At 72.2% G+C, this 25163-nt stretch carries 15 protein-coding genes; 11 read left to right on the top strand and 4 right to left on the bottom strand.

The window, feature by feature from the left end; translation table 11 throughout:
* Positions 1–103: 103 nt before the first annotated feature.
* A complete protein-coding gene (locus RPQ07_RS12865) occupies positions 104–340 on the bottom strand; it encodes a hypothetical protein (protein ID WP_313944260.1) in 237 nt (78 codons plus the stop codon).
* A 124-nt stretch (positions 341–464) separates the two neighbouring features.
* Here RPQ07_RS12865 and RPQ07_RS12860 point away from each other — a divergent pair, with 124 nt between their 5' ends.
* The 7 genes from RPQ07_RS12860 (at position 465) to moeZ (ending at position 9110) form a co-directional block, all read left to right on the top strand.
* Complete coding sequence (locus RPQ07_RS12860) at positions 465–1430, top strand: alpha/beta hydrolase (RefSeq protein ID WP_313944259.1); 966 nt, start codon at positions 465–467, stop codon at positions 1428–1430.
* A 9-nt stretch (positions 1431–1439) separates the two neighbouring features.
* Positions 1440–2735, top strand: coding sequence for a DUF3152 domain-containing protein (locus RPQ07_RS12855; protein ID WP_313944258.1), 1296 nt, complete (start codon positions 1440–1442; stop codon positions 2733–2735).
* A 247-nt stretch (positions 2736–2982) separates the two neighbouring features.
* A complete protein-coding gene (gene pelF / locus RPQ07_RS12850) occupies positions 2983–4758 on the top strand; it encodes a GT4 family glycosyltransferase PelF (protein ID WP_313944257.1) in 1776 nt (591 codons plus the stop codon).
* Positions 4755–5999, top strand: coding sequence for a hypothetical protein (locus RPQ07_RS12845; RefSeq protein WP_313944256.1), 1245 nt, complete (start codon positions 4755–4757; stop codon positions 5997–5999). Before pelF ends, RPQ07_RS12845 begins: the two co-directional genes overlap by 4 nt.
* 135 nt (positions 6000–6134) lie before the next feature.
* Positions 6135–7091, top strand: a complete 957-nt coding sequence (locus RPQ07_RS12840) for an NAD-dependent epimerase/dehydratase family protein (RefSeq protein WP_313944255.1) — start codon at positions 6135–6137, stop codon at positions 7089–7091.
* Positions 7079–7867 carry a spherulation-specific family 4 protein gene (locus RPQ07_RS12835; RefSeq protein ID WP_313944254.1) on the top strand — a complete coding sequence of 263 codons (789 nt, stop codon included), beginning with the start codon at positions 7079–7081 and terminating at the stop codon, positions 7865–7867. The genes RPQ07_RS12840 and RPQ07_RS12835 overlap by 13 nt, the downstream gene beginning before the upstream one ends.
* A gap of 64 nt (positions 7868–7931) precedes the next feature.
* A complete protein-coding gene (moeZ, locus tag RPQ07_RS12830) occupies positions 7932–9110 on the top strand; it encodes an adenylyltransferase/sulfurtransferase MoeZ (protein ID WP_313944253.1) in 1179 nt (392 codons plus the stop codon).
* A 78-nt stretch (positions 9111–9188) separates the two neighbouring features.
* On the opposite strand, the gene RPQ07_RS12825 is transcribed toward moeZ, so the two are convergent.
* The 3 genes from RPQ07_RS12825 to RPQ07_RS12815 all read right to left on the bottom strand — a co-directional run bounded on the left by RPQ07_RS12825 (position 9189) and on the right by RPQ07_RS12815 (position 16141).
* Positions 9189–10775 carry an alpha/beta hydrolase gene (locus tag RPQ07_RS12825; RefSeq protein ID WP_313944252.1) on the bottom strand — a complete coding sequence of 529 codons (1587 nt, stop codon included), beginning with the start codon at positions 10773–10775 and terminating at the stop codon, positions 9189–9191.
* A gap of 116 nt (positions 10776–10891) precedes the next feature.
* Positions 10892–12460: an alpha/beta hydrolase gene (locus RPQ07_RS12820; RefSeq protein ID WP_313944251.1), complete on the bottom strand. Its 1569-nt coding sequence runs from the start codon at positions 12458–12460 to the stop codon at positions 10892–10894.
* A gap of 783 nt (positions 12461–13243) precedes the next feature.
* Positions 13244–16141 (bottom strand): lysylphosphatidylglycerol synthase domain-containing protein, encoded by a 2898-nt coding sequence (locus RPQ07_RS12815; RefSeq protein WP_313944250.1) that lies wholly within the window; start codon positions 16139–16141, stop codon positions 13244–13246.
* A 215-nt stretch (positions 16142–16356) separates the two neighbouring features.
* Between RPQ07_RS12815 and RPQ07_RS12810 the strand changes: the two genes are divergently transcribed.
* The 4 genes from RPQ07_RS12810 (at position 16357) to RPQ07_RS12795 (ending at position 25160) form a co-directional block, all read left to right on the top strand.
* A complete protein-coding gene (locus RPQ07_RS12810; RefSeq protein WP_384430160.1) occupies positions 16357–16710 on the top strand; it encodes an MGMT family protein in 354 nt (117 codons plus the stop codon).
* A 203-nt stretch (positions 16711–16913) separates the two neighbouring features.
* Complete coding sequence (locus RPQ07_RS12805) at positions 16914–20468, top strand: ATP-dependent DNA helicase (RefSeq protein WP_313944248.1); 3555 nt, start codon at positions 16914–16916, stop codon at positions 20466–20468.
* A 102-nt stretch (positions 20469–20570) separates the two neighbouring features.
* Positions 20571–21380: a hypothetical protein gene (locus tag RPQ07_RS12800; protein ID WP_313944247.1), complete on the top strand. Its 810-nt coding sequence runs from the start codon at positions 20571–20573 to the stop codon at positions 21378–21380.
* A gap of 222 nt (positions 21381–21602) precedes the next feature.
* On the top strand, positions 21603–25160 hold the full coding sequence (locus RPQ07_RS12795; protein WP_313944246.1) for an ATP-dependent DNA helicase: 3558 nt from the start codon (positions 21603–21605) through the stop codon (positions 25158–25160).
* Positions 25161–25163: the final 3 nt, after the last annotated feature.

Below are 25163 nucleotides of genomic sequence, written 5' to 3'. Positions count from 1 at the left end.
GCCATCGTACTTTTGGGTAACCCGGCTGTGCGTGCTGCGGACGCAGAATTTCACGGACCGGACAGTCGCGGTAGCTCCCTATTCGGGGGCAAAGAGGGTCACCTCACCGGTAGTCGTCCTCGTCGAGGGGGACGACACGGGCCTGTTCCGCCGCATCGGCCTCGTTCACCTCCTCCACCGGGCCCAGCCCGGGGCGCGGCAGTGGATCATCGGTGTCATCGGTGTCATCTGGGTTCACCGGCGTGTACTGCTCCGCTGCGTCGGCCTCGGGGACCTCCTCGTCCAGTTCCGGAACCTCGTCGTCTCCGAACGTTTCCGGTTCGGTCGGGTCGTCGGACATGGGGCACCGCTTTCCCTGGAGAGGTGCTTTCCTACGAGCCTAGGAGTTACTTCTGGGCAGCGCTATGCGGTGTGTGACGCCGAACACATGAACCACGGTGTGATCGTCTCGTAACATTGCCCGCATGTCTTCGACCGAGCTTCCGGGCGTTCAGGCCGTCGCAGCCGCGGCGGACCCCAAGGTCGCGGCCGTGCGGGTGGCGGACGGGGAGAAACTCCGCTCCGTCTCCCTGCCCGGGCTCACCCTCACCGTGAGATCCCGGCCGCCGGCGCGCACCGGGCTGCCGCCTGCCCTGTACGTGCACGGGCTGGGCGGCTCCTCGCAGAACTGGTCGGGCCTGATGCCGCTGCTCGAGGACGTCGTGGACGGCGAGGCGCTCGACCTGCCCGGCTTCGGGGACTCACCGCCGCCGGACGACGGCAACTACTCGGTGACCGGGCATGCCCGCGCGGTCATCCGCCACCTCGACGCCTCCGCCCGGGGCCCGGTGCACCTCATCGGCAATTCACTCGGCGGAGCGGTCTCCACCCGCGTCGCGGCCGTGCGACCCGACCTTGTGCGCACCCTCACACTCGTCTCGCCCGCGCTGCCCGAACTGCGGGTGCAGCGCTCCGCGGTGCCCACCGCCCTGCTCGCCCTGCCGGGCGTGGCGGGGCTGTTCAGGCGCCTGTCGAAGGACTGGACGGCCGAACAGCGCACCAGGGGTGTGATGGCGCTCTGCTACGGAGACCCCACCCGCGTCTCCGACGAAGCGCTGCACAACGCGGTGGAGGAGATGGAGCGCCGCGTACAACTGCCGTACTTCTGGGACGCGATGGCCCGCTCGGCGCGCGGTATCGTCGACGCCTACACGCTCGGCGGCCAGCACGGACTGTGGCGGCAGGCGGAGCGGGTCCTCGCGCCGACCCTTCTGGTGTACGGCGGACGGGACCAGCTCGTGTCCTACCGCATGGCCCGCAGGGCGGCGGCGGCTTTCCGCGACTCCCGGCTGCTGACTCTGCCGGACGCGGGACACGTTGCCATGATGGAGTACCCGGAGACGGTCGCCCAGGCCGTTCGGGAACTGCTCGACGACTGCGGTAGGAGCTGATCCGGGGCCGTGGGACGACACAGCCGTAAGGGCCCCGCACCCAAGGGCTCAGGTCCGGACCGCGGGTCCGGCGCATACGACAGCGGTGCCTACGACACCGGCGAACTGGAGCCCGTGCCATCGGGTCCCGGCGGCGGACGGCGCAGGCGTAGCCTGTCCGGGACCGACCACGCGCCCGCGGGCCACGGGTCGGCGCAGACGCGCGGCGGACACCCCGAGCAGCGTGAGGCCGGCGGCGGCTGGGGCGGCCCGCAGGACTACGGCACCCGGCAGGGCGCTGCCGGCGCGCAGCGCCCGCAGTCCTTTCCGCGTACGGCGACGGCCGCCCGCATCCCCGGCCCGCGCCGGGACTTCGTCGAGGCCTTCGACGAGCCGCAGCACGGCGGGAGCCAGGACGCCTACGCCTCCGTCACCACCTGGGGCGACGCGTACGACCAGGACACCGGGGCGGGGCCGGTGGACGCCGGGACCCCCGACGAGGAGCGGCCCAAGGGCGGCAAGGGGCGCACCTTCACCGGGATCGCCGCGGCCGCGGTGACCACGGTCCTCGCCGTGGTGGTGGCCGGCCAGGTCGCCTCCGACGGGTCCGACAAGGCCGGTGCCGCCGCCTCCGGTGAGCAGCGGGACGACGACGGCCCGGCCTCGCGCTCCCAGAACCGGCAACTGCCGCCGCCCGCCGAGCAGGCGAAGCCCGCGGCGCCCGTCACGTACGCGCAGTTGATGGCCACGCAATTCCAGATGGACCCGAAGCTCACCGCCGACGGCTCGTTCGAGGCGGTGCCGGGCCTCCAGAAGGCGCCCGGCAAGGGGCGCAAGATCCGCTATCGGGTGGACATCGAGAAGGGACTCGGCCTGGACGGCGCGCTGTTCGCCGGAGCGGTGCAGCGGACCCTGAACGACAAGCGGAGCTGGGCGCACGGCGGCGCGATGACCTTCGAGCGGATCTCGTCCGGCAAGCCGGACTTCGTCATCACCCTCGCGAGCCCGGGCACCACCGACGTCTGGTGCGCCAAGTCGGATCTGGACACCTCGGTCGACAACGTCAGCTGCGACTCGGCCTCGACCGAGCGCGTGATGATCAATGCCTACCGGTGGGCGCAGGGTTCGTCGACGTACGGCGCGAAGGCGATGTTCCCGTATCGCCAGATGCTCATCAATCACGAGGTCGGACACCGCCTCGGACACGGCCATGTGAACTGCCGGACCGCCGGAGAGCTCGCGCCGGTGATGCAGCAGCAGACCAAGTCGCTGAATGTCGACGGGGTCAAGTGCCGGCCCAACCCCTGGGTGCATCCCGGCGGTTGAGCGCGCGGCGGCCGTGGCACGCCCGGCGCCCCGCGGTGAGAGCTGGCCGCAGCCTGACTCTCGGTTATGGAAAGCCCTTGTAGCGCGACGGAACGCTACCGGGGTGTGAAAGTTACGTGTATTCACCCCTTCCAGTGGCGCGACGGACAACCGTCCGTCGCGCCACCCGCATACCGGCTTACCGTCGTCCCGCTGTGAGTCGCCGTACCAACGGCGGCCGCCCACAAGGGAGATCGGGGGTGCGTTCGTGCGGATCGGACTGCTTACGGACGGTGGTTATCCGTATGCGACGGGTGAGTCCAGGCTGTGGTGCGACCGGCTCGTGCGCGGGCTCGCACAGCACGACTTCGACGTCTACGCCCTCAGCCGCAGCGCCCAGCAGGTGGAACAGGGCTGGATCCAGCTCCCTCCCCAGGTGCGGCGGGTCCGCACCGCCCCGCTGTGGGCCCCCGAGGACGACGGGCACACCTATGGACGCCGTGACCGGCGGCGCTTCCTCGGCCACTTCAAGGAGCTCGCCGCCGCCGTCTGCGCGGACGGCGACGATCACCGCGAGGCCTTCGCCGAAGGGCTGTACGGCCTGGCCGACCTCGCCCGCGAGCGCGGCGGACTCTATTCGGCCCTCCGCTCGGAGGTCGCCGTGCGCGTCCTCGAATCCGCCTGCCGCGCGCCCGGCGCACGCCGTACCGTGCACGCCGCCACCGTGCCCGACTACCTCATGTTCGCCGACGAGCTGGAGCGCACCCTGCGCCCGCTCTCCCTCGACTGGTACGGCGACGACGGCCTTGGAACCGTCGACCTCTGCCACGCCGCGTCCGGCGGATCCGCGGCCCTGCCCGGCCTGTTGGCCAAACGCTTCTTCGGGGTTCCGCTGCTGGTCACCGAGTACGGCGTCCATCTGCGCGCGCACTATCTTTCCGCCGACGGCGCCGAACTGAGCGCCCCCGTACGCGCCCTGCTCGCCGCGTTCCAGCGACGGCTCGCCGCCGAGGTATACGCCCAGGCCTCCGTGATCACCCCCGGCAACGCCCACGCCCGGCGCTGGCAGGAGAAGTGCGGCGCCGACCGGGCCAGGCTGCGCACCGTCCATCCCGGTATGGAGGCGGACCGGTTCGCCGCCGTGGGGGAGGGGGCCGACAGCGGCGACCCGCACACCCTCGTGTGGATCGGCCGTATCGAGCCCGCCAAGGACCTCATCGCGCTGCTGCACGCCTTCGCCGAGGTGCGCAAGGCCGAACCGCAGGCGCGGCTGCGGCTGTTCGGGGCGCCGGTGCACGGAGCCGAGGCCGCCACCTATCTCGCCCACTGCCAGGCCCTGGCCGCGCAGCTGTTCCCCGACGAGGCGGCCGACGCGCACGCCGTCGGCGACAACCCCGTCTCCTTCGAGGAGATCGGCGGACCCGAGGCGCCGGAACTCGCCGACGCCTATGCGACCGGCGGCGTGGTCGTGCTCTCCAGCGTCGTCGAGGGCTTTCCGATCAGCCTGGTCGAGGCGATGTTCTGCGGGCGGGCGACCGTCTCCACCGACGTCGGTGCGGTCGTCGAAGTCATCGGCGGCACCGGCCTGGTGGTGCCGCCGCGCAACCCGAGGGCGCTCGCGGACGCCTGTATCGCGCTGCTGCGCGACCCGGAGCGCAGGGAGCGGCTGGGCGCCGCGGCGCGCGCCCGGGCGCTGGAGCTCTTCACCGTCGAGCAGAACCTCGCGGCATTTCGCGGCATTTACCTGGAGCTCATCTCCCACTCGCCGGTCCGGCGCGAGGCCGTCGACGAGGACGGCGCACCCGTCCCCTTCGGCCACCCCGCCGAGGCACATATGCAGGGCCGATGGACCGGCCGGGCGGCAGGACCCGGCACCGCGTCGGGCCCGGAATCCGGCACCGCGTCCCGCTCCGCAGCGGACGGCCGCACCGCTCCCGGCGCCGCGCACCGCAAGGCGCCCCGGTGGGCCGACGGCCCGAGGACCGGTCATGTCGCCCCGGCGGCCGCCGACATCCCCACCCCCGCGAAGGAGGCACGCGCATGACCACCCCCCGCGTCACCGACAGCGCGCACGCCGAAGACCCCTCCCCACTGGACGGACTCGCCTTCGACGACCCCCGTACACCCGCCGACGCCGACGGCTGGGACACCACGTCCGACGCGCTGCTCAGCCGGCCCGCGGTCTGGGAGGACGAGCCGGCGAAAACGGCTCCGCGCACCCCGGCCACCCCGCGCCGGGGACCCGCGGATCCGGTGAAGGCCCTCATGCACCGGCACCGGGAGCTCTGCGAGCGGGCCGTCGACCCGCTGGAGATCGCCGCCGGTCTCGAGGCGCACGGCGTCACCGACCGCACCGCCGCCCGGTTCCGACACCGTGACGTCTTCTCGCTCGCCGAGGAGCTGTACGCACGGGTCCCCAGGGGCGAGGCACAGACACCGGCCCGTCCCGGACGCGGCCTGCCCCGCCCGGCCGCCGCGGGCTTCTCCCTCGTCCTGCTCACCCTGCTGCCGGGCGCCCTGTGTGCACTGGCCGTCGCCGGTCTGCGACCTCTGGAGGGCGCCCCGCGGACCGCGGCCACCGTCACCGGCGCGGTCGCGGTCACCGTCGCCCTCTCCCTCTGTCTGCGGCGCGGCCCGCTGCGCGCCCAGCGGCGCACGGTCCCGGCCCTGCGCCTGTGGACCCTCTGGCTGCTGGCCTACGCCGCCTACGGGGCGGACCTCCCGACGAGGATCATGAACGGCGGTGGCGAGGCGGCACCGGCCCTGAGCGCGGGCCCCCTCGTCGGCCTCGCCCTCGCCGTCGCCCCCGCGGCCTGGTGCGCGCACCTCTTCTCCGTCCAGGCGCGGCGCCGGCTCGACGGCAGCCGGGGCCTGGAGGAGTTCGCTGCCGGAGTGCGGCCCCTGCTGCTCGGCGTCGTCGCGCTGTACGCCGGCGCTCTGACCGCGCTGCTCGCCGTCACCCGCCTCGCCCTCCCGTACGACGATCTCGCCGCCGCGGTCGCACTCGGCATCCTGCTGTTCCTGGCCCGGCTGCTCGTCGTCCACCACTTTCCCGCAGCGGCAGCCACCGGACTCGCGGCGGCCTGTGCCGTCGAGGCCGCCGCGATCCTGCTCCTGCTCGCCGGGCGGCTGCCCGGCTGCGGCTTCCTGGCGACCCCGGTCGAGGCGGCCGTGACCGCCTGGGGCGCTTCCGCCGTACCGGCCGCGGCCTGCGCGGCGGCCGCGGCCGGACTGCTGGCCCACGCCACCGCGGCCCTGTCCCGGGCATCCGCCCACACCGCATGACAGACCTCCCGGCCTCCCGCGGCGCCGACACCACGGGCGTATCCAGCACCCTCAGCGACAGCAACACCTCGAAGGAGAACCCGACATGACCCCCCAACCCCCAGTCCCGGCCCGTCGGCACAGAAAGGCCGCGCGATGAGGGTGCTGCTGCTCGGAGCCAACGGATTCCTCGGCCGCTTCGTCGCCGACCGGCTGCTCGCCGACCCCGCCGTCCATCTCACCGCGCTCGGCCGCGGGGACGACGCCGATGTGCGCTTCGACCTCGCCGGAGGCAGCCCGGGCGCCCTGACCCGCTTCCTGGGCGCGGTCCACCCCGGCGTCGTCATCAACTGCGCCGGCGCCACCCGCGGCGGTGCCCGCGATCTGACCCGGTACAACACCGTCGCCGTGGCCACCGTCTGCGAGGCCCTGCGCCGCAGCGGCTGCGGGGCCCGGCTCGTCCAGCTCGGCTGCGCCTCCGAGTACGGGCCCTCTCAGCAGGGGTCCTCGACCGCCGAGGACGCGATTCCGCGGCCCGGCGGCCCCTACGGCGTGAGCAAGCTCGCCGCCACCGAACTGGTCCTGGGTGCCGGTCTGGACGCCGTCGTGCTGCGCGTCTTCTCACCCGTCGGGCCCGGCACCCCGGCGGGTTCCCCGCTCGGCCGTCTCGCCGAGGCGATGCGCCGTGCCATGCAGTCCGGCGACGGGGAGCTCAAGCTCAGCGGCCTCGGCGTGCAGCGCGACTTCGTCGACGTGCGGGACGTGGCACGGGCCGTGCACGCGGCCTCCCTCTCGGCCGCGCAGGGCATCGTCAACATCGGCACGGGCCGCTCCGTACGGCTGCGCGACGCGGCCGCCGTGCTGGCCAGGGTCGCGGGATACAGCGGTGCGCTGCACGAGCTCGACGCCCCCACCGGCCGGCCGGGCATCGGGGCGCCGCGTTCCGAGGCGATGATGGATCACCTCTCCGCCCCCGTGCCGTATCCGGACGGTTGTGGCAGCTGGCAGCAGGCGGACGTCCGCACGGCCCGCGACCGGCTCGGCTGGCGCCCCCGTATCAATCTCGAGGAATCGCTCGCCGACATCTGGATGGAGGCGGCATGTCGCATCTGACGACCACCGGCTCCCAGCTCTCGGCCACCGGCGCGGAGAGACTCGGCGTCGGTGTCCCCGGCTACGCCCACCCCCTGCTCGCTCCCGCCGAGTGGGCCGAACTGACCCGGCCCGGAGCCCCCTTGCACTGGGTCGTGCTCAATGTCGCCAACGGGCCGGGCTCCCGTCCCGACCCGCACTGCCTCGCGGCCGCGGGCCGGCTGAACAACGCCGGTGTGCGCGTTCTCGGCCATCTCGACATGGCCCACGGCTCGCGCGCCTTCGGTGATCTCGTCGCGGACGCGCACCACTACCTCGAGTGGTACCGCGTCGGCGGCTTCATCCTGGACCGCTGCCCGACGGACCGCGCCGACCTGCTCCAGGTCAGGCGGACGACCGCGACACTGGAGGCGGTGCTCGACGGCGGACACCTGGTCCTCGGGCACGGCGCGCACCCGCACCCGGGATACGCGGATGCGGCCGATCAGCTGGTCACCTTCAGCGGGCCGTGGACGGACTACCGCTGGTCACAGGTGGCGGAGTGGACGGCGGACCACCCGCCGGAGCGCTTCGTCCACTTCGTCCACGGTGTGCCGCGCACCCATCTGGAGGAGGCCACCCGGATCGCCCGCTGGCAGGGCGCGGGGACGATCTTCTTCACCGACAGGACGGATCGCGTCGTCCCCTCCGACGGTGCGCACCGCGGCGAACGCAAGGGGCAGATCGGTCCATTCGAGACACTGCCCGGTTACTGGGACGAAATCGTCTCGCAGATCGGACGTGGTGTCTCGGAATGAGAAGGCGCGTGGCAGTGTTACGGGGAGAACAACCGTACTGACTCAACGACGCAACGGAGTCCCCGTGTCGCTGCCACCCCTGGTCGAGCCAGCTGCTGAGCTCACCGTCGACGAGGTCCGCAGGTACTCCCGCCACCTGATCATCCCGGATGTCGGGATGGACGGGCAGAAGCGGCTGAAGAACGCCAAGGTGCTGTGTGTCGGCGCCGGCGGCCTGGGCTCGCCGGCCCTGATGTACCTGGCCGCGGCCGGTGTCGGCACGCTCGGCATCGTGGAGTTCGACGAGGTCGACGAGTCGAACCTGCAGCGTCAGATCATCCACAGCCAGGCGGACATCGGCCGCTCCAAGGCCGTGTCCGCGAAGGACACCGTCCTCGGCATCAACCCGTACGTGAACGTGATCCTCCACGAAGAGCGGCTCGAGGCCGAGAACGTGATGGACATCTTCAGCCAGTACGACCTGATCGTCGACGGCACCGACAACTTCGCGACCCGGTACCTGGTCAACGACGCGTGCGTCCTGCTGAACAAGCCGTACGTCTGGGGCTCCATCTACCGTTTCGACGGCCAGGCCTCCGTCTTCTGGTCCGAGCACGGACCCTGCTACCGCTGCCTCTACCCCGAGCCCCCGCCGCCGGGCATGGTCCCGAGCTGCGCCGAGGGCGGCGTGCTGGGCGTCCTGTGCGCGTCCATCGGGTCCATCCAGGTCAACGAGGCAATCAAGCTTCTCGCCGGCATCGGTGAGCCGCTCGTCGGCCGGCTGATGATCTACGACGCGCTGGAGATGCAGTACCGCCAGGTCAAGGTCCGCAAGGACCCGGACTGCGCGGTCTGCGGCGAGAACCCCACCGTCACCGAGCTCATCGACTACGAGGCCTTCTGCGGTGTCGTGTCCGAGGAGGCGCAGGAAGCGGCTGCCGGTTCGACGATCACTCCCAAGCAGCTCAAGGAGTGGATCGACGACGGTGAGAGCATCGAGATCATCGACGTTCGTGAGGTCAACGAGTACGAGATCGTCTCGATCCCGGGCGCGAAGCTGATCCCGAAGAACGAGTTCCTGATGGGTACCGCGCTGGAGAGCCTGCCGCAGGACAAGAAGATCGTCCTGCATTGCAAGACAGGTGTCCGCAGTGCGGAAGTTCTCGCCGTTCTCAAGTCCGCGGGCTTCGCGGACGCGGTGCACGTGGGCGGCGGCGTGATCGGCTGGGTCAACCAGATCGAGCCGGACAAGCCCGTCTACTGACAGTGCTTCGCAGGGCCCCGGACCGGCAACGGTCCGGGGCTTTGTCGTGTGCCACGGAGGGCGGCCCGGGGCCCGGGCTCAGGAGCAGGTCTTGCCGTTCGCCGGCACCGTGCCCTCCAGGAGATAGGCGTCGATCGTGTCCGTCACGCACGCCCCGTTGCCGTACGCGCCGTGCCCCTCGCCCTTGTTGGTGACCAGCACGCCGACGCCCGCACCGAGCTCGTCCGCCATGCGCTGCGCCCCCTCGTACGGGGTCGCCGGGTCGCCCGTGGTGCCGACGACCAGGATCGGGGCCGCCCCCTTCGCCGCGACCTCCGGCGTCTCGGACTCGCCCGCCACCGGCCAGTCCGCGCACCAGCCCGCCAGATCCCACGCCAGATACGGCCCGAACACCGGTGACACGGCAGTGAATTCGGCGAGATGACGGGACCTGACCTCGGCGGCGGTCGCCCGGCCCGTGGTGTCGGCGCACGATATGGCGCGCTGCGCATGGTCCTGCGCGGTGTACGACCCGTCCGCGTCCCGGCCGTTGTACGACTCGGCCAGAGCCAGCAGCCGGGTGCCGTCACCGCTCTCCGCGTCGTTCAACGCCTGCGTCAGCGACGGCCACTGCTCCTCGGAGTACAGCGGCAGGATGATGCCGGTGAGCGCGAGACCTTCGGTGAGGGTGCGGCCCTTGTCGGTGGGCAGCGGCTCGCGGTCCAGCTCGGCCAGCAGTCGCACCACCCGCGCGGTGCCCTCCTTCGTGCCTGTGCCGCGGCTGGTGAAGTAGTTGTCCAGGGCGCGCTGGAAGCCGAGCGTCTGGTTGCGGGCATGCCCCACATAGTCGGCGGCGGGGTCCACGACGGCGTCGAGGACGAGCCGTCCGACCCGGGAGGGGAACAAGTGGGCGTAGACGCCTCCGAGTTCGGTGCCGTACGAGAAGCCGAGGTAGTGCAGCTTGTCGTCGCCGAGCACCTGGCGGATCAGATCCATGTCGCGCGCGGCGTTGGCCGTGCCGACATGCGGCAGCACCGTGCCCGACCTCTTGGCGCAGCCCGCGCCGAAGGCGGTCGAGTCCGCGATGAACGCCTTCTCCTCGGCGGCGGTGTCCGGGGTGGAGTCCATCCGGAACGCGGCCTCAGCCTGCTTGCTGTCCCGGCAGATCACGGCGGAGCTCTCCGCGACCCCGCGCGGATCGAAGCCGACCAGGTCGTAGCGCTCGTGCAGAGTCCCGAAACCTGCCGCCGCCTTCGGCAGCGCGGCCACGCCCGAGCCGCCGGGGCCGCCGAAGTTGAACAGCAGCGAGCCGATCCGTCGCGAGGAGTGCTTCGCCTCGGAGCGGATCACGGCGATGCCGATGGTGGCGCCTGCCGGCTTCCGGTAGTCGAGCGGTGCTTTGAGAGTGGCGCACTTCCACTCGCCGCCCGGAGCCTGCGCCGCGCTGCCGTCCGCCTGTCTCGGGGCCTTGCACCTCTTCCAGTCCGGCCTCTGGCCGGTGAGCGAGGCGGGCAGGCCGGCTCTCCCGGGGTCCGAGGCGGCCGGTGCGTCCGCGGACGGCCGCGCACCGTTCTTCCCGTCCGTCTTCCCGTCGCCCTCGCCCGAACCGCTGCCGCAGCCCGCAGCTGTCACGGCCAGCAGCAGCACCGCGGCGACCAGGGCCCCCACCCGTACCCGTTCGATCATGCGTGCCCCCCAGGCTCCGACGACGGATTTCGCCATCCTAGGCGGCGGCCCGCCGGCCCACGCGGGCCTGTGGACAACCCCGGAGGCCGCCGGTCCGGGGCGCTCCTGGTGGGGTCCTAGCTGCACACCGTCCCTGAGGCGGGCGCCTTCCCCTGGAGGAGATAGGCGTCCACGGCCTTCTTCACACATGCGCTGTTGCTGTTGTACGCGCCGTGCCCCTCGCCCCGGTACGTCAGCTCGATGCCCACGCCCTTGCCCAGCGCGTTCACCATCGCCCGCGCACCTTCGTACGGGGTGGCCGGGTCGCCGGTGTTGCCGATGACGACGATGGGTGCGGAACCGGGTGCGGAGACGTCCGGGTGGGTCCACTGGCCGGGCACCGGCCACTCGGTGCAGGCCATCATTCCCCAGCCCAGATAGTCACCGAACACGGCGGACGCCGTGCGGAACTCCGGCAGTGCGGCCTTCGTCCGGTCCAACGAGTAACGCTCCTTGGAGTCCACGCAGTTGATGGCCGCGTTGGCCGCCTGGATGTTGCTGTAGTGGCCGTCGTCGCTGCGGCCGTTCATGGCGTCCGACAGTGCGAGCAGCAGCGCGCCGTCACCACCGTCGGCCTCGTCGAGCCCTTGTTCCAGCAGCTCCCAGTACTCCTTGGAGTACAGCGCCTGCGCGATGCCGTTCGTGGCCTGCGACTGCGTCAGCATCCGGTCCCCGCTGCCCGGAATCGGCTTCTTGTCGAGCCGCTGCTGCAATTGAATGATCCCGTCCTCGACCTCTTTCACGGTCGAGCCGGGCAGCAGGCACTCGTCGCCGCGGTCCACACAGTTCTTGGCGAAGTTGTCGAGCGCGAGCTGGAAACCCTTGGCCTGGCCGAGCGAGCTCTGCTGCGAGTCCTTGGTCGGGTCGACCACGGCGTCGAAGACCGCCCGCCCGACGTTCTTGGGGAACAGGTGCGCGTACACGCCGCCGAGTTCGGTGCCGTACGAGATCCCGAAGTAGTGCAGCTTGGCGTCGCCGAGCACCTGGCGCATCAGGTCCATGTCGCGCGCGGCGTTGACGGTGCCGACGTGGGGGAGTTCGTCGCCGGAGTTCTTCTCGCAGGCGCCCGCGAAGGATTTCAGGTTGTCCGTGAACGCTGTCACCTCGGCCGGGTCGTCGGGCGTCGAGTCCGAGGCGAAGTACGCGTCGAGCTGCTTGTCGTCCTCGCACTCCACGGGCACGCTGCGGCCGACGCCGCGCGGGTCGAAACTCACCAGGTCGTAGCGGGTGCGCAGACTTGCGTAGTCCGTGGACGCGGGCGGCAGGGTGGCGACACCGGAACCTCCGGGGCCACCGAAGTTGAAGATCAGGGAGCCGATGCGGTTGTTCTGGTCGAGCGCGGTGGCACGGATCAGGGCGATCTCGATGGTCTCGCCGTCCGGCTCGGCGTAGTCGAGGGGCGCGTCCATGAAGGAGCACTCCCAGTTCGTGCCCCCGGGCAGCGGCGACGGCGCGGGTCCACCGCCCTCGGCCTCGGAGGGGGCAGGGCACTTCTGCCAGTCCAGCGTCTGGGAGGCGAGGTCCTTCGCCCCGGAGGAGCCGGTGTCCTTCTCCTTGTCACCGCCGTCGGAACAGCCGGCGACGAACAGCACGGCGAGGGACGCTGCGAGGGCGGCGGCGCGCAGGCCGGAAGAAGAGGTCGGCATGCGGCCATGGTGCTCCGCAACCCCCCACGCCGCCCGTGCGCAGGCCCAAGCGGGTGATTTTTCCGGGGAGGACGTGATGGCGACGATCGGGGGGTCACTTTTCACGGGTGCGCAGCCTTGCGGCCCTCACCCGTCGGGACTGACGCGCGCGAAGCGGGGCCACTCTCAGGCTCGGCGCCGTGAGGGGCTGATGCTCGCGAACGAGGCCAATTCCAGCCCGTCCGGCGTTTGCACCGTATGCGACCGGCAGGCGCATACGGACCTTGCCCGTCGGGGGCTGATGCTCGCGAACGAGGCCAATTCCAGCCTGTCCGGCGTTTGAGGACACGGCCCGCGACCGGCTGGGCGCGTCCCACCCCTGCTCGTCAGGGGCTGACGCCTGCGAACAGGGCCAATCCCAGCCCGTCCGGCGCTTGAGGACACGGCCGCAGGCCGTGCCCCGTCCGCGACCGGCAGGCGCATACGGACCTTGCCCGTCAGGGGCTGACGCGCGCGAAGCGGGGCCAATCTCAGCCCGTCCGGCGCTTGAGGACACGGCCGCAGGCCGTGCCCCGCCCGCCACCGGCAGGCGCATACGGACCTTGCCCGTCAGGGGCTGACGCGCGCGAAGCGGGGCCAATCTCAGCCCGTCCGGCGCTTGAGGACACGGCCGCAGGCCGTGCCCCGCCCGCCACCGGCAGGCGCATACGGCCCTCGCCCGTCGGCGCTGACACATGCGAACGAGCGCAACCAACCCACCCGGCCGTCCGCCCAGGACAGCACCGGCCGCCGGACGCCCCCGGCCTACAACGCTCCCTTGCGGGTCAGGTGGTTGAACGCGAACCACCCCGGCAGCACCGGCAACCACAGCGTCAGCATCCGGTACAGCAGCACCGCCGGTGCCGCGACCTCCTTCGGGACGCCCGCCACGATCAGACCGAAGGTGAGCGCGCCCTCGACCGCGCCGACACCGCCGGGCGTCGGCGCCGCCGACCCGAGCGCGTTGCCCGCGAGGAACACGACGGCGATGCTCGCGTAGCTCAGCGGCTGCGCGCCGTTGCCGAAGGCCCGGATCGACGCGTCCAGGCACATCACGAACACACCGGTCAGCAGCAGCATCCCGCCGATGCCGGTGATCAGCTTCATCGGCCGCTGGAGTACGTCGAGCATGCGCGGCACCACGCCCGCGAACAGCGACCGCAGCCGCGTCGAGACGAACTTCCGCAGGAACGGGATCGCGGTCACCACCAGCACCAGCACGGCGACCGTCAGCAGGCCCGCGATCACCGTCCTGGACGGGCTGAGCGAGGCCGTCTTTTCCGTGCCGGTGAGGTAGCCGAAGGACAGCAGCAGCAGGATGTGCGCACCGAGCCCGAACAGCTGGGACGCGCCGACACTCGCCACCGCGAGCCCCGGACGTACCCCCGAGCGCTGGAGGAAGCGGGTGTTCAGCGCGACGCCGCCGACCGCCGCCGGAGCGACGATCTTGACGAACGAACCGGCGACCTGGGCGACCACGGTCCGCAGGAAGGGCACCCGCTCGGGCACGAAGCCCAGCAGGCTCATCGCCGCAGCGATGTAGCTGAGGGCGGAGAAGGCGACCGCGGCCGCCACCCAGCCCCAGTGCGCCCGGCCGAACACGGTGCCGAAGTCGATGCCGGCGAGCTGCGAGAGCAGGAAGTACGCGGCCACCGCGCCGGCGATCATGCTGACGAGGGTGCGCGGCCGGATGCGTTCGAGGCGTACCGGTTCGACCGGCGCCTGCGGCCTGATCAGCAGCACCTGGCGGCGGATCTGGGAGAGCAGGTCCTCCTCGCGCACCTCGTCCATGGCTTCGTCCATGGCCCGCTTGTCGGCCTGCTTCTCGGCCCGCTCGGTCTTGCGCACCGCCTTGCGGTCGTCGGCCGCCGGCCCCTCGGCCGCTTCGGTACGGGCTCGTTTGGCGGCCGCGGAGGCCTCCAGCACGGCGTCCCGCTCCCGCTGCGAGCGCTCCCGCGCGAGTCTGCGCAGCGTCGCCCGGGTCGAGCGGCTCAGGGCGATCGGCTGGAGCAGCGGCAGACAGTCGGCGACCGTGTCGGGACCGAGGATCTCGACGGCGGTGGCCACCGCGCGCTCGGCACCCACCCGCAGTCCGATGGTGGTCAGCAACTGCGCGATGTCCATGCGCAGCACCATGTCGCCCGCCGCGATCTCGCCGCCGCGCAGATCGGTGATGATCACCTTGCCGGAACGATCCACCAGAATGGCGTCGCCGGTGAGCCTGCGGTGCGCGATACGGCGCGACATGAGCGCCTTCACCTGCCGCCAGGCGCCGCGCGCCACGTCGTCGGTGATCTCGTCGTCGTCCATGGCGTCCAGTGAGCGGCCGCCCAGGTGCTCGTACACGAGCATCACGGCATCGGGACCGAGCTCGGACGTGGCGATCAGCTTGGGGGCGTTGGCTCCGGCGGCGATGGCGGCGTAGGCGAGCAGCGCCTCCTGCTCCAGTGCCTGGCGCAGCGACGGGTTCGAGCGGCGGGTGGTGATGGAACGCAGTGTCAGCCGCCGCCACACCCGGTAGAAGAAGCCCTGTGCCTGCTGCTCGCGGTCGACGACGGTGACGTCGAGCGGCGCGCCCTCCTCCAGGGTCACCAGATACCGGCGGCCGCGGTCGCCCTGCTCGGCGGGGCTGCCGCCGATGGGACGCAGGGGGGAGGAGTCGGGGACGTCCTCGGCCCGCATCGCGTTGACCGGGCGGAAACCGACATGGCGTAGACCGGCCATCAACGTCTGGCCGGTCGGGCGGACGTTCGGTGAGCCGACCGCGTAGAGCGTTCCGTACGCGACGGTCCAGCCGAGCAGGACGGTCAGGATGATCGAGAACGGGGTGGTGTACCCGGCGACCAGCATCGCGAAGGCGTCGAGCAGCAGCACCACCCACAGCACGACACGCCATCTGGGTCTGCGCGACATGCCGACCGCGGTCATGTACGCGATGACGGGGGCGAGATACCCGTGCACCGGGTCGGTGAGCCCGCCGTCCGTCTGTGTCTGGGTGAGGGCGTCCTGGAGCGTGCCCGGCGCGCCCCGGGCGACCCAGAGGTCCGTGGCGAGCGTGACGCCGTGCGCGAGGACGGCCGCGAGGACACCGTCGGCGATCCGCAGTCCGTCCCGTTTGATCAGGCGCTCGATCGCGAAGGCGACCGGCACCAGCAGGACGGCGATGCTGGAGACGAGTCCGGCGATCTTGACCAGCAGGTCGGGTGCCTGGCCGGTGCCCTTGTTGATGTCCTGTTCGAGACCGGACGTGGTGCCGTGGGCGAAGGCGGCGACGGCGAGCACCACGGCGATCAGGAGGATGCCGATGAGTAGGCGCATCAGGTCGGAGGGGCGGTGCACACGGGCGGCGAGCAGCGGTTCGTCGCCGGAGACCCGGTCGATGCTGGCGACGTCGGTGACATCGCCGGCGGCGTCCGCCTTCGTCGGCGCGGTCTTCGCGCCCTCGGCGGTCTTCGCGCCCTCGGCGGTCTTCGCGCCGTCCGCGGTCTTCGCGCCGTCCGTGGTCTTCGAGGTTTCCTTCGCGCCTGCGGCGGACGACCCGCCCGCGGACCCGGTGGTGGCCTTGTCGCCGGCGGTCCGGCCGGAGTCCTGCGAGGCGGGCGGAACGGGTGCGTCCGGGCGCGACCCGGCATCAGGGGTGCTTGCTGCCTTGCCAGGCTGCACGCCCTGCTCCTCGGTCGTCTCGGTCTCTTCTTGATCTCGTATCACCAGTCACCGCCCGCACGATGGTGGCACGCCCCGCCGACAGAGGGGGGCATCAGGGTGTATTGCGGGGTCGGGAGGTGCGTGAGATACGTCCCTTTGCCGCCTGAAACACGCTCGGCACCCCATGCGCCCCTCGGCCTCCGCGCCCTGCGTTGTCGGTGGGGTGCGGCAGGATGGACCGGATGGAAGAGCTGCCGGAGTACGCGGAGCGGGTCCTGGAGGTCGCCGAGCTGATCCCGCCGGGCCGGGTCATGACGTACGGCGATGTCGCCGAGTGGCTCGGCGAGGGTGGCCCCCGCCAGGTCGGCAGGGTCATGGCGCTGTACGGCGGATCCGTGCCCTGGTGGCGTGTGGTCCGTGCCGACGGCATGCTGCTGCCCGGCCACGAGCTGCGCGCTCTCGCGCAGTACCGGACCGAGGGCACACCGCTCCGGGAAGCCCCACGCAGCGCCGAGGGGCATGTGCCGCGCCTCGACATGAGGCGCGCGCGGTGGGACGGCGGCGATGGCGACGGCGCTCACATATGACAGCTTCCGCCATCCGGCGTCCGGACGTGCGGTCCAAGGACTGTCCGGAGTACGTCGCGCACGGGGAGTATGCGCCGAATCCGGCGTTCTTCCGGTACACGCCGGACTCGCTGCGTCGCCGCCGCGCGCTGGCGTAGCGTCTCCAGGGCGCGGCACGAACCGCTCCATCAGCACCAGCACACCCACCAGGACCGGCGATCCACGTGAGCTCCTCCTCCACCACCGGGCGTACGCCGTACCCGCAACAGGTACGGCAGGGGGTCCCCCCACGCCCGCAGGGGCTCAGGGGGAGGACCCCGGGCGCCTACCGACTGGTGCGTACCCCGCCGGGCGCCGCGGATCCCCCTCTCCTGGACGCAACCCAGCGGGCCGTGGTTGACCACGATCACGGTCCGCTGCTCGTTCTCGCTGGTCCGGGGACCGGAAAGACCACGACCCTGGTCGAGGCGGTCGCCGCGCGGGTGGCCAAGGGAGCCGACCCGGAACGCATCCTGGTGCTCACCTTCAGCCGCAGGGCCGCGGTCGAACTGCGGGACAGGATGGCGGTGCGGCTCGGCGGCGCACAGGGTCCGCAGGCCACGACGTTCCACTCCTTCTGCTACGCCCTGGTCCGCGCGCACCAGGACGCCGACCTGTTCTCCGAGCCGCTGCGCCTGCTGTCGGGTCCCGAACAGGACGTCGCCGTGCGCGAGCTGCTGGCGGGCCAGATCGACCTGGAGGGGGAGGGCCTGGCGCGGCATCAGTGGCCGGACGATCTGCGGGCGTGCCTGACGACGCGCGGCTTCGCCGACGAGGTCCGCGCGGTGCTGGCCCGCAGCCGCGAACTGGGCCTCGGACCGGACTCCCTGGCCCGCTTCGCCGCGCGCACCGGACGGCCCGACTGGCGGGCGGCGGCGTCCTTCCTCGCCGAGTACCTCGACGTCCTCGATATGCAGGGCGTCCTCGACTACGCGGAACTGGTGCACAGGGCGGTGCTGCTCGCGGAACGGACCGCCTCTCCGTACGACTTCCCGTACGACGCCGTGTTCGTCGACGAGTACCAGGACACCGACCCGTCCCAGGTGCGGCTGTTGCAGGCGCTGGCGGGCGGCGGCCGGACGCTGGTCGCGTTCGGCGACCCGGACCAGTCGATCTACGCGTTCCGCGGCGCGGACGTGAACGGCATCCTCGACTTCCCGGACGCGTTCCGGCACGCGGACGCCGGCCCCGCGGGGGTCGCGGTCCTCACGACCTCCCGCCGCAGCGGTGAGTCGCTGCTGGAGGCGACCCGGCTGCTGACCCGCCGGATGCCGCTGACGAGGCTGCCCTCCGACAAGGTGCGGGCGCACCGCGATCTGTCCGCCGTCCGTGAGGGCGGGACGGTGGAGGCGTACACCTTCCCGACGGCGTCCACGGAAGTGGAGAACATCGCGGACATCCTCCGCCGTGCCCATCTGGAGGACGGCGTCCCCTGGTCCGACATGGCGGTGCTGGTCCGTGCCGGTGACCGCACGATCCCCTCGATCCGGCGTGCCCTGACGTCGGCGGGCGTGCCTCTGGAAGTCGACGGCGCGGACGTCCCGCTGCGCCACGAGCCGGCGGTGTCGCCGCTGCTGACGGCACTGAGGGCGGTGGCGACGGCGGCCACCGCGCATCCGGCGGCGCGGCCCTCCGCCGGGACGGAGGCCGAGCAGTCGGAGGCGACGGGGGCGGTGACCCCGGAGGACGCCCCGGATGCGGCGGCAACGTCGGTGACCCCGGAGGACGCCCCGGATGCGGCGGCCACGCCGGCGAACCCGGAGGACGGCCCGGACGCAGCAGACGCGATCACGCCCCCGGACGACGCCGACTCCGCCGACGCCCCTGATGACGCGGTCCCCGAGAGCTCGAGCGCCGCCCCCGCCCCCTGGCTCGACACCGAGACCGCCCTCACCCTTCTCGCCTCTCCCCTCGGCGGCATGGACGCCGCCGACCTCCGACGGCTCGGACGAGCCCTGCGGGACGAGGAGCGCGCCGCCGGGAACAAGCTTCCACCTCCCTCCGACCTCCTCCTCGCCCGCGCACTCGCCGAGCCGGAACGCCTCGTCGCCCACGACCCCTCGTACGCCCGCGGTGCCCAGCGTCTCGGCGGTCTCCTGCGCACCGCGCGTGAGCTGCTCGAAGGCGGCGGCACCGCCGAAGAGGCCCTCTGGGAGCTGTGGGACGGCACCCCCTGGCCCCAGCGTCTCGAACGCGCCGCCCTGCGCGGCGGTCCCGGCGGCCGCAACGCCGATCGCGACCTCGACGCCGTGTGCGCGCTCTTCGACACCGCGGCACGCGCCGAGGAACGCACCGGCGGCCGCGGCGCCCTCAACTTCATCGAGGAGATCGAGGCCCAGGACATAGCGGCCGACACGCTCTCGAAACGGGAAGTGCGGCCCGATGCCGTCCGTCTGATGACCGCGCACCGTTCCAAGGGCCTCGAATGGAGCCTCGTCGTCGTGGCCGGCGTCCAGGAGGGACTGTGGCCGGACCTCCGCCGCCGTGGCTCGCTCCTGGAGGCGGACCGCATCGGACGGGACGGTCTCGCCGAGCCGCTGACGCCGGGCGCCCTCCTCGCCGAGGAGCGCCGGCTCTTCTACGTGGCCGCCACCCGGGCCCGCGACCGGCTCGTCGTCACGGCGGTCAAGGCGCCCGCCGACGACGGAGATCAGCCCTCCCGGTTCCTGACCGAGCTCGGAGCCGAGCCGAAGGATGTCACCGGCCGTCCCCGCCGTCCCCTCGCCGTCTCCGCGCTCGTCGCCGAACTGCGTGCCACGACCGTCGACCCCGACGCGTCCCCCGCGCTGAGGGACGCCGCGGCCCGCAGGCTCGCCCGCCTCGCCGCCCTCGCCGACGACGAGGGGCAGCCGCTCGTCCCCGCCGCTCACCCCTACCGCTGGTGGGGCCTGTACGAGCCCACCCACAGCCGCCTCCCCCTGCGCGACCGCAACGAGCCGGTCACGCTCTCCGGAAGTGCCCTGGACCAGCTCGCCAACACCTGTGCCCTCCAGTGGTTCCTGGGCCGTGAGGTGAAGGCGGACGCTCCCGCCACCGCCGCCCAGGGATTCGGCAACGTCGTCCACGTACTCGCCGACGAGGTGGCCTCCGGGCGTACCCCCGCCGACCTCGCCGTCCTGATGGAGCGGCTCGATTCGGTCTGGGACGCGCTCGTCTTCGACGCACCCTGGAAGTCGCAGCAGGAGAAGCAGCACGCGCGCGTGGCCCTCGAACGGTTCCTGCGCTGGCATGTGATGGACCGCGGCGGCCGCGTCCCCGCCGCGACGGAACACGACTTCGACGTGACGCTGGAGGCCGGTGAGTACGAGGTACGCATCCGCGGTTCCATGGACCGCGTGGAGCAGGACGCCGAAGGGCGTGCGTACGTCGTCGACTTCAAGACCGGCAAGCAGACGCCCACCAAGGACGAGGTCGCCCACCACCCCCAACTCGCCGTGTACCAGCTCGCCGTGCGGGAGGGGGCGCTCGACGACGCCTTCGACGGCCGCCGACCCGAGCCCGGCGGTGCCGAACTCGTCCAGCTGCGGCAGGCGGCACCCAAGAAGGAGGGCGGCGAGGCCCTGCCCAGAATCCAGGCGCAGGAAGCGCTGACGGGGGAGTGGGTCGGCGACCTGCTCGCCACGGCCGCGGGCCGCGTCCTCGACGAGCGCTTCACCCCGTCCGCCGGGCAGCACTGCACCCACTGCGCGTTCCGCGCCTCGTGCAGCGCGCAGCCGGAAGGCCGCCAGACAGTCGAATGACGGGGTGTTGTGGCCCATGCCACACGATCCGCGTGCATCCATTGGCTGTCGGCAGGTGTCGCCCAAGGGGCGAGACATCAACGGGGTTCAGAGGAGAAGCAGATGGCGGCACGACGTACGTTCCTGGTTTCGGTAGCGGTCTGCGCGACCGTGATCGCCGGGCTGACGGGCTGTTCGAAGGACGGCGACGGCAAGAGCGACGGCAACTCGGGCGCGAAGAAGGAAGCCGCGGCCACGCCGAAGGCTCCGGCGGACCCCTTCGTCGGGCTCACCGCCGACAAGATCAGCGACAAGGCGATCGCCGCGACGAAGGCCGCCGGCTCGCTGCGCATGGCCGGGCGGGTCAAGAGCGACGGTGAGGAAGGGGACATCGACGTCACGGCCGACTCCCAGGGCTCCTGCAAGGGCACGATGGGCCCTGACGGCAACTCTCTCGAGCTCGTCCAGCTGAACGAGGTCCTGTACATGAAGGGCGACGAGGACTTCTACCGGGCGCAGTTGACCGGGAGCGAGATGCCGAAGGCCGAGGCCGACGCCGCGGTGGAGCTGATGAAGGGCCGCTGGCTGAAGATGCCCGCGGAGTCCGCCGGCGAGATGGGGGGCGCCTGCGATGTGAAGACCATGATCAGCGACATGGACGAGGAGAAGTCGGACCGACAGGGCATGACCAAGGGCCCTGACGCCGACGTGAACGGCGTGCCCGCCGTGACCCTCGTGAAGAAGAAGACCGGCGGCGAGACGCTCACGATGTACGTGGCCAAGGAGGGCAAGCCCTACCTTCTCAAGGTCGTGGTGGTCGGTGGAGACGAGCCCGGCACGATGACGTTCTCCGACTACGACAAGCCGGTGAAGGTCACGGCCCCGCCGGCCGACCAGGTCGTCGACCTGGACAAGCTGGACAAGCTGGGCTGAGCGGACGCGGGCACCGGAGTCGGCTCCGGTCCGGCCGCTGAGACTCGACGCCTGCGCGGCGCCCGGCAGGGGCCCGAGGTCAGGAACGCCGATGCCTGACGGCTGATGCCTGATGCCTGATGCCTGATGCCTGATGCCTGACGGCTCCGGGCACGGACGCCCGAGCCCGCGGAGAGCCGGTGGGGACCACTGCTGTCAGTGGTCCCCACTAGCCTCTCTGGAGTGAACGCCCGCATCACCGATCCCGAGCAGCTCAAGGAGCTCCTCGGCATCCCCTTCACCCCGGAGCAGACGGCCTGCATCACGGCACCGCCCGCCCCGCAGGTCATCGTGGCCGGAGCCGGGTCGGGGAAGACGACGGTGATGGCCGCCCGGGTGGTGTGGCTCGTGGGCACCGGCCAGGTCGCGCCGGAGCAGGTCCTCGGCCTCACGTTCACGAACAAGGCGGCGGGGGAGCTCGCCGAGCGGGTCCGTACCGCTCTCGTACGGGCAGGGGTGACCGACCCCGACGTCATCGACCCGGACCACCCCCCGGGCGAGCCGCGCATCTCCACCTACCATGCCTTCGCCGGACAGCTCCTGGCCGACCACGGGCTGCGGATAGGCCTGGAGCCGACCGCCCGACTGCTCGCCGACGCCACCCGCTACCAACTCGCCGCCCGCGTACTGCGCGAGGCGCCCGGTCCCTACCCCTCGCTGACCCGGTCGTTCCCCTCGCTGGTCAGCGATCTGCTGGCGCTCGACGCGGAGCTCGCGGAGCATCTGGTGCCTCCGGAACAGCTCGGTTCGTACGACTCCGAGCTGCTGCGCACCCTCGACGGCGTCCGGCTGAGCAACGCCGAGCTGCGCAAGGTGCCCGAGGCCGCGGCCGCGCGCCGTGAACTGCTCGACCTCACCGTCCGCTACCGGGAGGCCAAGCGCTCCCGTGAGCTGCTCGACTTCGGCGACCAGATCGCCCTCTCGGCCGAGCTCGCCCTCACCCGCCCCGAGGTGGGTGCGATCCTGCGGGACGAGTTCCGGGTCGTCCTGCTCGACGAGTACCAGGACACCTCCGTCGCCCAACGGCTGCTGCTGTCCGGACTGTTCGGCCAGGGCACCGGTCATGCCGTGACCGCGGTCGGCGACCCCTGCCAGGCCATCTACGGATGGCGCGGAGCGTCGGTGGCCAACCTCGACGACTTCCCCTCCCACTTCGCGCACGCCGACTCCCGTCCCGCCACGCGGTTCTCGCTCAGCGAGAACCGCCGCAGCGGCGGCCGGCTGCTGCACCTGGCCAACAATCTGGCGACGCCGCTGCGCGCCATGCACGAGGGCGTCGAGGCGCTGCGGGCCGCGCCCGGTGCCGAGCGCGACGGCATGGTGCGCTGTGCACTGCTGGCGACCCACGAGGAGGAGATCGCGTGGCTCGCCGACTCGATCGCCCACCTCGTGCGTACGGGCAAGGAGCCCGGTGAGATCGCCGTCCTGTGCCGGACCGCGGGCGACTTCCCCGAGATCCAGGCCGCGCTGGTCGCACGCGACGTCCCCGTCGAGGTCGTCGGCCTGTCCGGGCTGCTCCATCTGCCCGAGGTGGCCGACCTGGTCGCGGTGTGCGAAGTCCTCCAGGACCCGGGGGCGAACGCCTCGCTGGTACGGCTGCTCACGGGCCCCCGCTGGCGGATCGGCCCCCGGGACCTGGCTCTGCTGGGCCGCCGGGCCCGGCTGCTCGTGCACCGTGCCCGCGCCGACGGGACGGACCCGGACGAGCGGCTGGCGGCGGCGGTCGAGGGCACGGACCCGGCCGAGGTCATCTCGCTCGCGGACGCCCTGGACACGTTCCTCGAATCGGCCGACGGCGACGACGAGCTGGCCTTCTCCGCCGAGGCACGGGTCCGCTTCGCCCGTCTCGCGACCGAACTGCGCGATCTGCGGCGCTCGTTGGCCGACCCCCTGATGGACGTCCTGCACCGCGTCCTCGGCACGACCGGCCTCGAGGTCGAACTGTCCGCGTCCCCGCACGCCCTGGCCGCCCGGCGCCGCGAGACCCTCTCCAACTTCCTCGACACAGCGGCACGTTTCGCGGCTCTGGACGGGGAGGCCTCCCTGCTGGCCTTTCTCGCCTTCCTGCGTACGGCCGTGCAGTACGAGAAGGGCCTGGACAACGCCCTGCCGGGCGGCGAGAACACCGTCAAGGTCCTGACCGCGCACAAGTCCAAGGGGCTGGAATGGGACGTCGTCGCGGTCCCCGGCCTGACCGCCAAGCACTTCCCGAACGACCAGGCGCGGGAGGCGTGGACCTCCCAGTCCAAGGTCCTGCCGCACGCCCTGCGCGGTGACGCGGACACCCTCCCGGACATCACGAGCTGGGACGCGGGTGGGCTGAAGGCATTCAAGGACGCCATGAAGGACCACCAGCACACCGAGGAACTGCGCCTCGGATACGTCACCTTCACCCGCCCCCGCACGATGCTGCTGGGCTCCGGCCACTGGTGGGGCCCGACGCAGAAGCGCCGGCGCGGCCCGTCGGCGTTCCTGCGGGCACTGCACGACCACTGCACCGAGGGCTTCGGCGAGATCGAGGTCTGGGCCGACGAACCGCCCGAGGACGCGGAGAACCCCTGCCTCGACACGACCGGGCCCGAGCGGGCCTGGCCCCTTCCGCTGGACCCCACGTCCCTGGCCCGGCGCCGGGCCGCGGCCGAGACGGTGCTGGCCCACCTCGACGCCGGACCGGAGCCCGAGCCCGAACCGGCCCCCGAGTCCTCCGACGACGAGTGGGCGCTGTGGGACGACGAGGAGGCGCCGTTCGACGACCCGGAGGACGAGCCGCACGCTCCCGAAGACTCGTACGCCCCCGACGACCCCTACGTCACGGACCACGCGTACGACCCGGACCACCGCGGTTCCGCCACGGCCCGCCCGCCCGCCGCACAGGAACCACCGGCGCCGTCCAAAGCCTCCGCAGCCGCGGCGGGTGCCCGCGGACCGGAGCTCTCACGAGCCGTGCCGCACCAGGCCGGCCCGCCGCCCGAGCGGCACGAGGACGCCGCCCGTCGCCCCTCCGATGACGTCCTCACCCCCGAGGACGCCCGCGCGGTCGCGTCCTGGGACCGCGACCTCGACGCACTCGCCGGGGAGCTCCGCCGCAGCCGCACCGGTGTGCGGGCGGTGCCCGTGCCCCCGTCGCTCACCGCATCCCAGCTCATGCGTCTGGCCGCCGACCCCGACGGCTTCGCTCAGGAGCTGGCCCGCCCCATGCCGCGTCCGCCCCAGCCCGCGGCCCGCAGGGGCACCCGGTTCCACGCCTGGGTGGAGTCCCGCTTCGAGGAGCTCCCGCTGCCCATGCTCGGCCCGGACGAACTCACGGGCGACGACACCGAGACACCGGAGATCGCGGACGAGCGCGACCTGGAAGCGCTCAAGGATGCCTTCGAGCGCACCCCGTACGCCCACCGCACGCCCTACCGCGTGGAGTCCCCGTTCCAGATCACCCTGGCCGGCCGCGTGATCAGGGGCCGTATCGACGCCGTCTACCGGCCCACCGGGACCGGCACCGACCACGCGTACGAGATCGTCGACTGGAAGACCAGCCGCAGCGGCACCGCCGACCCCCTCCAGCTGGCCGTCTACCGGCTGGCCTGGGCCGAGCAGCACGACCTGCCGCTGGAGGCGGTCGACGCCGCGTTCGTCTTCGTGCGCAGCGGCGAGGTCGTCCGGCCGCCGGACCTCCCGGACCGCGCGGCTCTGGAACGCATCCTGCTGGGCGAGACGGCGGAGGAACCGGCGGCCGAGGCCCGTTAGGCT

The sequence above is a fragment of the Streptomyces sp. AM8-1-1 genome (assembly GCF_032229325.1).
Classification (GTDB): Bacteria; Actinomycetota; Actinomycetes; order Streptomycetales; family Streptomycetaceae; genus Streptomyces; species Streptomyces achmelvichensis.
Note: the sequence above shows the minus strand (reverse complement) of the source record. Positions and strands in the feature narration are given on the sequence as shown.